General features: G+C 42.8%; 12 protein-coding genes. 1 reads left to right on the top strand and 11 read right to left on the bottom strand.

The window, feature by feature from the left end:
• The 5 genes from MRT15_RS06260 to MRT15_RS06240 form a co-directional block, all read right to left on the bottom strand.
• Positions 1 to 925: M42 family metallopeptidase (locus tag MRT15_RS06260; RefSeq protein ID WP_304328952.1), on the bottom strand; the 925-nt coding region annotated here is incomplete at its 3' end.
• Positions 926 to 992: 67 nt separating this feature from the next.
• Positions 993 to 1,388, bottom strand: a complete 396-nt coding sequence (locus tag MRT15_RS06255; RefSeq protein ID WP_304328950.1) for a PadR family transcriptional regulator — start codon at positions 1,386 to 1,388, stop codon at positions 993 to 995.
• A gap of 62 nt (positions 1,389 to 1,450) precedes the next feature.
• Positions 1,451 to 2,563 (bottom strand): hypothetical protein, encoded by a 1,113-nt coding sequence (locus MRT15_RS06250; protein WP_304328948.1) that lies wholly within the window; start codon positions 2,561 to 2,563, stop codon positions 1,451 to 1,453.
• On the bottom strand, positions 2,548 to 3,129 hold the full coding sequence (locus MRT15_RS06245; protein WP_304328946.1) for a hypothetical protein: 582 nt from the start codon (positions 3,127 to 3,129) through the stop codon (positions 2,548 to 2,550). Before MRT15_RS06245 ends, MRT15_RS06250 begins: the two co-directional genes overlap by 16 nt.
• A 15-nt stretch (positions 3,130 to 3,144) precedes the next feature.
• Positions 3,145 to 4,374: an MFS transporter gene (locus MRT15_RS06240; protein ID WP_304328944.1), complete on the bottom strand. Its 1,230-nt coding sequence runs from the start codon at positions 4,372 to 4,374 to the stop codon at positions 3,145 to 3,147.
• Between the two features lie 193 nt (positions 4,375 to 4,567).
• On the opposite strand from MRT15_RS06240, the gene MRT15_RS06235 reads away from it, so the two are divergent.
• Positions 4,568 to 5,032, top strand: coding sequence for an Lrp/AsnC family transcriptional regulator (locus MRT15_RS06235; RefSeq protein WP_304328942.1), 465 nt, complete (start codon positions 4,568 to 4,570; stop codon positions 5,030 to 5,032).
• Here the strand turns inward: MRT15_RS06235 and MRT15_RS06230 are convergent.
• The 6 genes from MRT15_RS06230 to MRT15_RS06205 all read right to left on the bottom strand — a co-directional run.
• Entirely contained in the window at positions 5,029 to 6,237 is a 1,209-nt protein-coding gene (locus MRT15_RS06230) for a DUF401 family protein (protein ID WP_304328940.1), read from the bottom strand. The two genes, MRT15_RS06235 and MRT15_RS06230, sit on opposite strands and share 4 nt — an antisense overlap.
• A gap of 68 nt (positions 6,238 to 6,305) precedes the next feature.
• On the bottom strand, positions 6,306 to 7,529 hold the full coding sequence (locus tag MRT15_RS06225) for an ABC transporter permease (RefSeq protein WP_304328938.1): 1,224 nt from the start codon (positions 7,527 to 7,529) through the stop codon (positions 6,306 to 6,308).
• A complete protein-coding gene (locus tag MRT15_RS06220; RefSeq protein ID WP_304328936.1) occupies positions 7,526 to 10,339 on the bottom strand; it encodes a COG1361 S-layer family protein in 2,814 nt (937 codons plus the stop codon). The genes MRT15_RS06225 and MRT15_RS06220 overlap by 4 nt, the downstream gene beginning before the upstream one ends.
• Before the next feature lie 44 nt (positions 10,340 to 10,383).
• Positions 10,384 to 11,106, bottom strand: a complete 723-nt coding sequence (locus tag MRT15_RS06215; protein ID WP_304328935.1) for an ABC transporter ATP-binding protein — start codon at positions 11,104 to 11,106, stop codon at positions 10,384 to 10,386.
• A gap of 1 nt (position 11,107) precedes the next feature.
• On the bottom strand, positions 11,108 to 11,890 hold the full coding sequence (locus MRT15_RS06210) for an enoyl-CoA hydratase/isomerase family protein (RefSeq protein ID WP_304328933.1): 783 nt from the start codon (positions 11,888 to 11,890) through the stop codon (positions 11,108 to 11,110).
• Positions 11,880 to 12,538 (bottom strand): 3-hydroxyacyl-CoA dehydrogenase family protein (locus MRT15_RS06205; RefSeq protein WP_304328931.1); only part of this gene is annotated, 659 nt, incomplete at its 5' end. The genes MRT15_RS06205 and MRT15_RS06210, both read right to left, overlap by 11 nt.

Raw genomic sequence — 12,538 nt, 5'->3', positions numbered from 1 at the left:
CTCCGCTGGGTATTCCGCTTCTTGTTAGGTGTATGGCTGCTGCATCTGTGCTTCCACTTGGGATCTTCTTGAATTGGTATGGTATTTTTGCTTCTTCTGCTGTTTTCACTATGGTTTTTAGGATTTTGGGGTGTGTTATCATTCCTGCGTCTGCTATGGTTATTACTGGTCCCCCCTTGAGTTTTGCTGGGATTTGTGTGGGTTTTACTTCTGGTGTGTCTGCTGCGAAGGTTCCTTCTATGGCTATGGCGTAGTCTGGGTTTACAGTCCATGCTGCTGTTCTAGCCCCCCTCAACCCCACTTCTTCTTGTACTGTGGCTACTGCTGTTATGTTGGCTTCTGTTTCCATTAACCTCTTCATGACTTCCACTAGTATTAGGCATCCTACCCTGTCGTCGAAGGCTTTCCCCATTATGTATCCTAGTCCGAGTTCCCTGTATTGTGTGTGGAATATTGCTGTGGCTCCCACATCTATCCCTCTTGCTTTTACTTCTTCTTGGCTTGTGGCTCCAATGTCTATGTACATTTCCTCTATGGGTGGTATTTTGTCCCGCTTTTCTGGTGGTGTTATGTGTGGTGGTGTGCTTCCCACTATTCCTATGGCTTCTCCACCTTCCCCTCTAATTCTCATGGTTTGTCCGGGGATTATTGTGGGCACTACTCCCCCCATTGGGTGGAAGTTTAGGAACCCCTTTTCACTTATGTTGGTTATTATGAATCCCACTTCATCCATGTGTGCTGTTATCATTATTTTCGGTTTCCCCATGGCTCCCTGCTTTTCCGCTATTAGGTTTCCCATCACGTCTACTTGCACTTTCCCAACAATCCCCTTTAACTCTTCCTCCATTATCATTCTGACTTCTTCTTCATGTCCGGGTGGACCGTAGGCGTTGGATAGTTTTTCCAGTAGTTTTAGGTTTATCATGTTTTATGGTTATACTTTTATGGTTAGATAAGTTTTTCGGGGTTCACGTAAAAATAAAATGTTTGGTTTATTTGAGTATCTTTTCCGCTAGCTCCTTCAGCTTCCTTATCCTCTCCATTTCCCTTTCCAGTATGTCTAGGCCTTCTTCTGTTATTGTGTATATTCTTTTTGCTGGTCCAGTTTCCCCTGTTTCCCATTTGGATGTTACTAGTCCCATTCTCTCCATTCTTCTTAGGATCATGTATATCATGGGTTTAGGTATTTCCACTCCATATTCTTTCGTGATTTTCTCATGTATTTCGCTTCCACTGGCATTCTTCTCTTTTAGTGTTTTGAGTATTAGTGTGTGGGCTAGTCCTCTTATTGGTGTTGGTTTGTAGTAGTGGCAGCCTTCATGTATCATTTCTTCTTCATGTTCGTGGTGGCAGTGTTCATGCCCCTCTTCTTCATGTCTGTGGCACATTTTATTTCACCATATATATGTATAGTTGTAACCTATATATATTTTTTATCTATGTACATTTTTTAGAAGTGTCTGAATATTCTTTCCCCTGTGAATATCATGGTTATCCCATTTCTGTTGCATTCTCTTATTATTTCTTGGTCGTGTATGCTTCCTCCCGGTTGTATTATGGCTGTTATTCCTGCTTCTGCTAGTGGTGGTATGTTGTCTGGGAGCATGAATCCATCTGAGGCTAGTACGCTCCCCCTTGTTTCATGATGGTTTCTTTTGGCTTTTTGTATGGCTATTTCTATGGCGCTTATTCTGTCTTGTTGTCCGCAGGCTACTGCTATTGTCTTGTTTCCTCTCCATAGTACTACTCCATTGCTGCTTTTCTCTGCGCATATCCACCATGCATATAGCATCCATTCTTCCTCCCATTCTTCTGGTTTCCTCTCTGTGACTACCCCTGTGTTTTCCCCTTCATTTAGCCTTCTAAGGGCTTGGAGGCTTGTTATTTTTGTGTGGAAGTGTTCTTCTAGTATTATTGTGTCTCCCAGTATTCTTATGTTTATTGGTGTGTGGTATTCTGTTTTTGGGTTTTGTGGGTTTGGTTTTGGTGCTTCTATTATCCTCAGCGTCCTTTTTTGTGATAGTATCTTTATGGCTTCCTCACTATATTTTGGTGCGAATATGCATTCAATGTATTTTCCTCCACTCACTATTTCTTTTGCTGCTTCCACGTCTATTTCGTGGTTTGTGGCCATGGTGCATCCGTATGCTGCTCTCTGGTCTATGGTCCATGCTTCCCTTATGGTTTGAGCTATGGTTTCCCCTATGGCTGCCCCCACTGGGTTTAGGTGTTTTATTATTGATGTTGCTTTAACATTTTGGAAGTATGCTGTTATTCTCATGGCGTTGTATCCGTCGCATAGGTTGTTGGCTGATACTCCTCCCTTGGCATTCTTTATCACCTTCATTTTGCTTAGTCCCCATCCCCCTTCTGTTGGTGTGTATAGGGCTGCTGGTTGATGTGGGTTTAATCCATACCTCAATTTCAATTCTGGATTTTCCAAGTCTATTCTCTTGTATGTGTATTCCCTTCCATCTATGATTATCTTTAATTCTCTTGGTAGTGTTTGGCTTTCTGTGGGTGTTTGATACATCATTCTTAGGGGTTTCAGGTTTTTGCCCATTTCATCTTCTCCTCCAATCTTTCTAGTGTTTCATTTTCGTATTGGCTTGTGTTTTGGAGTGCTTGTATGGCTAGTTTTATTGCTGTTTCCCTGGTTATCCATCCATGCTCCATGATCTCTTTTGCCACTTCACTATACTGTTTTGGGTTTGTTAATACTATTGTTTTCCCATTTCTTAGTGCTGCTTTTGCTGCTGCTCTTGCCAGTGTTACTCCCCCTATATCTATGTCTTCAATGTTTCCTGTGGGTGGGTAGAAGTTTACTATCACCATTACTATTGGTTTTGCCTTTATCTTCTCCATGTATTCCCTGTGTAGGGGGTTTTCTGGTTGTAGGAGTATTCCAGCATATATTTTTGGGTGTAGTGTTTTTATTAGTCCTTCTGGGGCTTCAGGGATTTCCAGGTATTCTGATACTTCTATGGCTTTGTATCCTAGGTTTCTTATGTGTTTTGCTGTTCCACTTGTGGCTATTATTTCCAGTTTAAGTTTCTCTATGGCTTCAAATATTATTTCTAGGTTTTGTTTGTCGTGTACGGATATTATTGCTGCTTCGCTTTTATCCAATTCTGTATCCTTTAATTATTGTTTGGCTTTATCTGGTTTTAAGGTTTTCCCTTCTCCATCTCTTTTTAGGGTTTCTTTCCCCATGATTTGTACGTATATTGTGGATGCGGCTATTATGGTTGCTGTGAAGTGGAATCCGTATTGTAGCCCCATGTTGTCGGCTATTATTCCTATGGCTATTGGTCCTATTATGAATCCTATGTCTCCGAATAGTCTGTATATTCCCATGGCTATTCCATGGGGGTATTCTATGCTGGCGTCTGAGGCCATGGCTATTGGTGCTTGTCCCCCTGCCCCTGTGGTTAATCCCAGTATTGTGCATGCTAATAGTATTGTGTTGTAGTCTTTTGCTATGGTGAAGTATAGTGTGGAGATTGTGGAGGCTGCTAGGCTTGCCACTACAACCTTCTTTCTCCCGTAGTGGTCTAGGGCGTACCCTGCTGGTATTGTTATTGCTAGGTTTGCTAGGTTGCTTAGGGTTATGGCGTATCCCACTTGATCTGGTTGTAGGCCTAGTTGTTCTGCGTATAGTGGGATTAATGTGTTTCTTAGTCCTGTTCTCGTTAGGAACATGGTTAGTGTGGCTATGCATGCTGCCATGTAGCTTTGGTTTTTTATGAGTTCCAATGCCATTTTCATGTTTAACTTGTCTTCGTTTCCATGTCTCCCTCCCCCCATGGCTTTGTCTGCTGTTTCCTCTATGAATAGGTATGATAGTGTGAAGCCTATGAAGGCCATGGCTGAGTATGCGTAGAATGGTGCTCTTATATCGTATATTTCTGCGAGTATTCCTCCTATGCTTGGACCCATGGTGCTTCCTAGGAGTGTGAAGGCTTGGAAGTATCCCATTATCCTCCCCCTCTCTTCTGGTTTTAGTATGTCTTGTAGCATGGTTTGCCTCATGGTCATCCACATGGCTGATCCGAATCCTTGTAGGAATCTGTATGCTAGGAGTTCCCATATGCTTCTTGCTGTGGCGCAGAGTAGTGCTGATACTGTTATTATTATTGTTCCTGCTAGTAGTACTTTCCTTCTTCCCCACATGTCCCCCATGGCTCCCACTGGTATGTCTGCTATTAGTCTTGCCACTGCATATATGGATATGGTTAGGGTGGCTAGGGTGTATGTGGTTTGGAATGTTTTTGCATATATGGGTAGTATTGGTGAGATTATGGATATTCCTGTCATTATGAAGAATGCTGGGATGTATATGGATAGTACATCTCTTATTACGCTTCTACTCATCCCTCATCCCCTATGCTTTACCCCCGCCCCCTCCTTGATGTCTATTTTGGTTTTATATTTAAGTGCTTCCCTCAAAGGTTTCCCCACGTTTTATTCTCCATTTTGGATTTGTTTCATCTCTTAATGGTTTTTATGGTAAAATTTTTATGTTAATTATTCTCCTTAATTGTTTTGTTGTGGGGGTTGGTTTCCGGTGTTGGATGAGGTTGATCTTGAAATTTTGAGGATTCTTCAGGGGGATTGTAGGGTTACTGTTAAGGAGGTGGCTAGGAGGCTTGGTAAGCCTGTGACCACTGTTTATTCTAGGTTGAAGAAGCTTGAGGGGGAGGGGTATGTTAAGGGTTATAAGGCTATTTTGGATGCTGGTAGGCTTGGCTATTCCACCACTGCCTTTGTTTTCGTCTCATTCTCCTATGAGGCTGCTGGTAAGAGGCTTGATCAGAGGGAGGTGGCTAGGGTTATTGCAAGTTTCCCCGAGGTTCAGGAGGTTCATATTGTGACTGGGGATTGGGATATGCTTTTGAAGGTTAGGGTTAGGGGGGTTGAGGAGCTTGGTAGGTTTATTGTGGATAAGCTTAGGAGGGTTGAGGGTGTGGTGAAGACTTTGACTTCCGTTTCCCTTGATTGTGTTAAGGAGGATACTTCCATTCCAATTTAGGTTAACGTGTATAGTATTATTGTGAAGGTTATTGTGGCTATTACGCTTGGCGCCAGTAGCTTGTAGGCTTTTGATAATTTGCAGTTGAAGTATCTTGCTGTGTAGACGTAGCATAGGTGTATTGGTGAGGCTATGTATGCAGTGTAGCTTGAGATGTATATTGCGCTTATGGTTTTAGTGTCCAGCTTCTTTATGCCTCCAATTATTGGTAGTGAGAGGACTATTCCCGTTAGTGGGCTTCCCGTTAATAGTCCTAGTAGTGCTGGGGCTATGTATTGTAGGGCTTCCACCGGTATTCCTGTGGAGTTTATTGCCCTTGTTATTGCTTGTGTGGCTCCTGTTAGGTTGAAGGCTTGTTGTAGTAGCATGCTGCTGAAGCTTGCCAGTGTTATGCCTATGGTTCTCTCACTCTTCACTGCCTCCATCATTTCCTTTGGTTTTACTTTTGCTATTAATGTTATGGCTGCTACTCCCATGGCTACTCCAATTATCATTCCATTGTCGCTGACCATGGTTTTTAGTGGTATGGCTATTGTTAGGGATAGGATTAGTGGTGTTGCGGCTTTCAGTGTTTCCCACGCTTTTATGTTTCCTTCTCCTGCATTGCCTGTTTCCCTATCTACTTTTCTCCCGTGTAGTGCTATTATGTATCCTATGATTATCATGAATATTGTGGTTGGGATTTGTTGTATGGCTATCTCGGTTATGGATGCTCCTGTTAGGGCTGCTATGGCTATCATGAGGCTTGTTAGTGGGTATGTTAGGAATATTGTGTGTCTGAACCATACGTTTGTGTAGACTGCTGTTTCAGTGTCTAGGTTTAGTGTGGGGGTTAGTGATTCTATTATTGGGGCTGACATTAGTGCTCCTCCAGCTATGGGTAGTAATCCTATTATTGCTGGTGTTATCATTGCGGCTAGTTTTGGGTTTTTTAGTGTTTTTGCCACTCCAATTCCAAGCTTCTTTATTTCTCCAGTGTTTCTGTATAGTTCTGCTAGGATTGCTATGAGCATGCTTGTTATGGTTAGGGTCCATGTGGCTTGGCTTCTTATGGTTTCCACTATTATTTCTGGGGTTTTCTGTGGGTTTGTGGCTGCTATTATTGCTGTGGCTGTTATTAGTGCTATTCCCACCTCTATTCCTCTCCATGCCATAATCATTATTATTGCCAGCGCCATTGCCACTGCTATTGTGGCTGTGTCCAAGGCTTCATCCCCCATTGTCCATTGCTTTTCCTTATGGTTTACTTGTTTCTCCTTTTAAGTGTTTCCATTTATTCGTATCTTAGTGCTGTGGCTGGTGGGATTTTTGCTGCCATGTATGCTGGTAGTGCTCCTCCAATTATTCCTGTGGCTAGTGTGAGTGTGGTTGTTGTGGTTATTAGTTGTGGGGTTATGGCTGGTTTTGCCTGTATGGTTATTGTGGTTGTTCCGCTGGTTATTTTTAGGCCTTGCCCTGCAAGTAGGTGTGCTCCTATTACGCCTATGACTTCCCCTATTATTCCTCCTATTATGCTCATGGTTAATGCCTCCATTAGTATTAGTGTGATTATTTGTGTGTTTGTGAATCCCACTGCTTTCATTACGCCTATTTCCCTTGTCCTCTCCATTACTGATGTTATCATGGTTGCAGCTATGCCCATGACTGCCACTGCCAGTGAGGCTGTGGATGTGGTGTAGTTTATGAGGTTTATGGCTTCCGTTATGCTTGTGGCTATGTTGGCTATGGCTGCGAAGCTTATTACTGATATTTTCCCTTGATATGTTTCCCTCATTTTAATTGTGAATGGGGCTACGCTTTTTGAGTCTTTCATTAGCACTATTATTCCGCTCCACTCGTTTTGGTTTAGTAGTTTTCTTCCTGCTTCTGTGTTTAGGAATATTGCTTGGTCTGGGCTGAATAGTAGTGCCCCCCCATACTCCTTTAGTATTCCAGTTATCTTCACGTTTACCCTTCTGGTTTGGGTTATTCTCCCCCCTTGTATTTCGCTTACTGTTATGGTTAATGTGTCGCCTATGTCATATTGTTTCTCCCCATTTTCCGTGTATGCTATTTTGTATCCTACGAGGGCTTCTATTGTGCTTGTTGGGTTTGGTGTTTCTCCACTCATTATTTCTAGGCTTCCAATTGCCCTCAATATTAAATCTATTTTTGTTGCGTACACGTATATTCTTGTTTCGCTCCCCCCTATCTTCATGGTTCCCTGCATGGTGTAGAATGGTTCTGCTTCCGCCACCCCCTCCATGCTTCTTATCTGGTTTAGGTCTTCTTGTGTTAGTTTGTATCCTGATTCTGGGTATATTATTATGGTGTTTTGACCCATGCTTGAAATTTGGTTTACTATGTAGTCTGAGTATCCCTTCACTACGCTTCCCATCATTATCATTATCATTGGCCCAATTATTATCCCAATTATCGTTAATGTTGATCTAATCTTCCTCTCCCTTATGGCTTTCACTGCCATTTTCGTTGCGTCCACTATTATTGTCCATTTCACTCCTTCCACTCCTCCTTCATTTTCCTCGTGTATGCCTTATACATCTTGTATATCATGGTTGCAGTTATTGCTAGGAATATGGTTGTGGCTGCAATTATTGTTATCGTTGTCCATGATATTCTTGTGGGTTGCTGTTGTTGTGGTGGTGTTACTTCTTGTATTCTGGTTATTGTGGCGTTGACTTTTATTGTCTCCTTCTCGTTGAATGCATTTTGATATGTTATTTCTATTGTTGCTTTACTGCTGCCTGTGGATGATGCTTCTATTTTGAATGCTGCTTCCCCCCCTGGCTCTATGTCTCCAATAAATGTTTCGCTTTGCATGTATTGTGCTTTCACCCTGTATGCTGTGGCTGAGCCATAGTTTATTATTGTCCCAGCTATCCTCACAATTCCCCCAGATTCTTCAGCTTTCAAATCCTTTATTGTTAGGTCTATGTATGGTTGTATGGCTATGGCTGTTAGGTGTTGGTATGTGTGCTCGTTTCCCGTGGGATCCCTATAGGTTATCCTCATGGTCATTGTGGTTACACCATAGTTTATTGTGGTTGTGGCTCCTAGGGCTGTTTGTGTGGCTTGTGGGTTGTATGTGAATTTCACTGGAATCTTTACCTGCTTGTTTGGTTCAAGTTTTTCAATGTATATTTTTGATGGTGAAGCTATTAGTATTGGGTTGGCTTGTGTGGGTGTCATGTCTATGTATACGTTGTATGCTGGTGCTGTTCCATTGCATGTTACTGTTAGGTTTAGTGTTGTCTGTCTCCCCTGCACTAGTCTCCCCTCAACTTCCACATTTATGCTTCTCACTCCTCCGAGGACTGGTATTTCTATGGTTTTGTTTATGCTTCTCCTCGTCCCCCAACCATCTATGTATGTTATTGTTGCATTAGCCATGTAGGTTCCAGTTCTATTCACTTGCACATTTATTTTTGCTTGGAATGTTATTGTGTCTCCTCTGGTGTAGGTTTGTTGTGGTGTTGCTCTTTGTGTTTGCTGCATTATTCTCGCTATTTCTTCTGGCGTTAGTGTTTCCAATGCTATTTTTTGTTGTGGTTGTGTGGGTGTGGCTATCACTGTTCTGCTTTTGTTGTCTTTTGAGTCTGTGAATCCCTTTGGCAATTGTATCATCATTGTCGGACCCTTCAATTCATCTATTGCATTCACCCGTATGGTGATTTGTAGTGTTGCCCCATAGGTTCCTGGTTGGCATGATCCTTCAGGCCATTCTACGCTAATCACTTCTACGGCTTCCCTATCGCTCATGACTTGTAATTCTATTTCATGTGTCTCCATTATTCTTGTTCCAGGCCCCCCTGTATCCATCATGTAGTCTGCTTCCAGCTTCGCCTTGTATTTTCCTGGTTGTATGTTTGCTATGCTTGTCCTAAGGTTTGCTGTGGTTGATGTGTAGGGTTGTATTGGCCCATTTATGTATGTTTCTGCTTCTCTAATTCCGTTGGGTGGTTTGAGTTTTAGGTGTATCCCCCTTATATTGTATGGGTTGTTGTTGGTTATTGTGATTTGTAGTGTGGCGTTCTCCGTGTTTGGGTATACGTTCATGTTGTTTTGCCATTGCACTGCAACAATGCTTATTCCTCCGCCTCTAGGTTTCCCTTCAATGTTTACTGTTATAGTGTTTGTGGATGTGGTTTTCGTCATGGTTCCTCCACCCATGTCTAGCCAGTATGTGGCTTTCACGTTTACTGTTATGGTTTGGGGTGCTTCTGGCTTTATGTCGTAGTATAGTGTGGCTGTGAATGTCCCTCCTGTGGTTATTCTCCCCTGATATGTGTCTACTGGTTTTATTGGGTTTAGCCATGGTGAATATGCTTCCACAATTATTCCCTGCGCATCCCTTTCCCAAACATTCATCATTGTGATTTGTAGTGCAATGTATCTTGATTGTTGGTATGTGGGTGTGGGTTGGGTTGTGCCCCATTGCACCGTTACAGGTTTTATTGCTTGCTTCATCTCCAATGTTGCTTCCTCCACTTTTAGGGTTAATGTTGCCGTTCCATTTTCATTGTATGTTACTCCATCCCTGGTTTGCATGGTGGCGTTTATTGTGAGTTGGGCTTGGTATGTTCCTGGCTGTGTTTGGCTTGATATGTCTATTCCATTGAATGTTAATGTGGATGTTCCTCCTATGGGTGTGTTTGGCATGTTTGTTGAAGCTTCTTTTGGGGTTATTTGTGGTGTTGGAAGCTGTATTTTTGCTGTTCCCCCCGTTATGGTTGCTTCCCCATTATTCCTCAATGTCACCTGTATGTTGGTGTTTAGTGTGTCTGGGTGGTTTGATGGTGTCAATTTAGCCTCCAAAACTGCTATTACGAGTTTTGGGTATGGGTTTACTGTTAATGTTATATTGTATTCCTCCTCTTTTGGCTGTCCATTCTCCCTGTAGTTTACGGTTATCTTTGCCGTATAGTTTCCAGGCTTTACACTTCTATCCACATCTAATCTCCATTCGAAGTATATGGTTTCTCCTGGCTGTATGGTGGTGGCTGTGGTTCCGTTGGCTGTTCTTGCTGGTACTGTGTATCCGTATCCGTAGCTTGGGTTTACTCCGTTTGGTGGTGTTATCTTTGCTGTGCATGCCTGTATTGCTGTGCCTCCCACATGTTTTGCTTCCACTCTTAGTATTGTGTTTTGGCTTCCTGGGTATATTGGTGTTCCCGCTGTGCTTCTCCAGTTTACCGCCGTTATGTTTAGTGTGTTGGTTTGGGCTTCCACCTTCATGCATATTGTGATCGCTATTAGTATTATTGCTGTTATTGTGATTGTGGCTTTAATTGTCCAATCGTTTTTCACGGGATTAGTCTTCTCTCTTCGGTTATATATTTCTTTTCCATTCGCTATTCGAATGATGCTATTATGCTCTTCTCTGGGTTTGGTTTTTCCATGCCAATTATCCTTCCATCCCTTAAGAGGTATATTTTTTGTGTGGCGTTGGCTACTTCGATGTTGTGTGTAACTATTATTATTGTTTGCCCCTCCCCCCTATTCAGTTTAATCAGTGTCTCCACAACTTTCCTCGCTGATTTCGTATCCAGGTTTCCTGTGGGTTCGTCTGCCAATATTATTTTTGGGTTTGCGGCTAATGCTCTTGCTATGGCTACTCTTTGTTGTTCTCCTCCTGATAGTTGGTTTGGATGCTTCTTCAACCATTCAAGGCTTCCCCCTGCTTTGATTAATGCTTCTCTGGCTATTTTTCGTCTCTCCTCTATTGGTGTTCCTCTTGGTATTAGTGGTAGGGTTATGTTTTCCTCTACTGTTAACCTGTTTATTAGGTTGAATTGTTGGAATATGAATCCTATTGTCCTGTTCCTCAATTGCGCCATTTCCAGTTCTGTGAGTTTGCTTACCCGTTTCCCCTCAATGTATACTTCCCCTTTTGTGGGTTTGTCTAGTAGGCCTATCATGTTTAGTAGTGTTGTTTTCCCTGATCCTGATGGTCCCATTATTGCTATGAATTCCCCTCTCCAGACTTCTAGGTTTACTCCCCTTAGCGCCCAGTATTCTCCTGTGGCTGTTTTGTATGCTTTGTGTACGTCTACGAGTTTTATTGTTGGTTGCAATTTATTCTCCAGTGTATATTGGCTTTCTCTTTTCTATAAATGCTTTTAGCCCTTCCCTTGCATCCCTAGTTTCCATGAGTTTTTTGAAGGATTCCCTCTCCATCTCTAACCCCTCTTCCAAGCTTCTCCAGGCTGCTTCCCTTATGAGTCTTTTGGCGTTTGCCAGTGTTTTTGGTGCGTTTCCAATTATTGTTTTCGCTATGCCCATGACTGTTTCCTCAAGTTTCTCGGCTTCTACTGCCATGTTTATTAATCCGATTTTTTCGGCTTCTTCTCCGCTTAGTGTTTTCCCCGTTAATATTAGTTCCAGTGCCCTTTTCCATCCAACGATTTTTGGTAGGGTTTGTGTTCCCGTCCAGCCTGGGTGTATGCCTAGGGTTATTTCTGGGAAGGCTAGCCTTGCCTGCTTCTCGGCTATGGTTATGTCGCATGCTAGTGCGAGTTCTAGTCCTCCGCCCAGTGCGTATCCATGTACTTTTGCAATGTATATTTTCCCTCCAAATATTATTTTGCTGAGTATTGTTTGGCCTAGTTTTATGTATTCCCATGCTTCTTCTGGGGGGGTTTTTGCGAGGAGTTTCACGTCTGCTCCTGCTGAGAAGGCTCGTCCCTCCCCCTCCACGATTACTGTGATAACCTCCCTATCCCCTTCTATGGCTGTTATTGTGTCCTGTAGGTCTTTTAGGGTTTCTGGTGTGAGTATGTTTAGTGGTGGGTTCGCTATTTTTATTCTCCTTATTTTTGTTTCTCCTTCAATGGCTTCTATTCTAGCTTTACTTGGCATAGTTGTAGAATCCCCTCCCACTCTTCCTCCCAAGCAGTCCTGCTCTCACCATTCTCCTTATCAATGGGCATACCCTATATTTTGGGTCTCCAGTTTCCCTGTACAATGTTTCCATGATGGCTTGGATTACGTCTAGTCCTATTAGGTCTGCGAGGGCTAGTGGGCCTATGGGGTGGTTTAAGCCTAGTTTGCATGCTGTGTCTATGTCTTCTGGCTTGGCTACCCCCTCCATGACCATTTGTGCTGCTTCATTTATGAATGGTATTATTAGCCTGTTCACTATGAAGCCTGGTGTATCCTTAACTTTTACTGGAACTTTCCCCAAGCTTTCCACAAATTTCAGTGCGGTTTCAAGGGTTTCGGGGCTTGTCCATTCCCCTAAAACTACTTCGACAAGTTTCATGATTGGTGCTGGGTTGAAGAAGTGTAGTCCGATGACTTTTTCTGGTCTTTTGGTGTATGAGGCGAGTAGGGTTATGCTTATGCTGCTGGTGTTTGAGGCTAGTATGCATTCAGCTTTACAGTGTTTGTCGAGTTCTTGGAATACTTGCCTCTTAACTTCAACATCTTCGAATACAGCCTCAATAACTAAGTCCACATCTCCATGGGCGAGTTCTTCTAGGCTATTGCATGGCTTTACCCGTTTGA

It is taken from the genome of Candidatus Culexarchaeum yellowstonense, assembly GCF_024707025.1.
Lineage (GTDB): Archaea > Thermoproteota > Methanomethylicia > Culexarchaeales > Culexarchaeaceae > Culexarchaeum.
The sequence above is the reverse complement of the archived record's forward strand: the minus strand, read 5'-3'. Positions and strand labels throughout refer to the sequence as shown.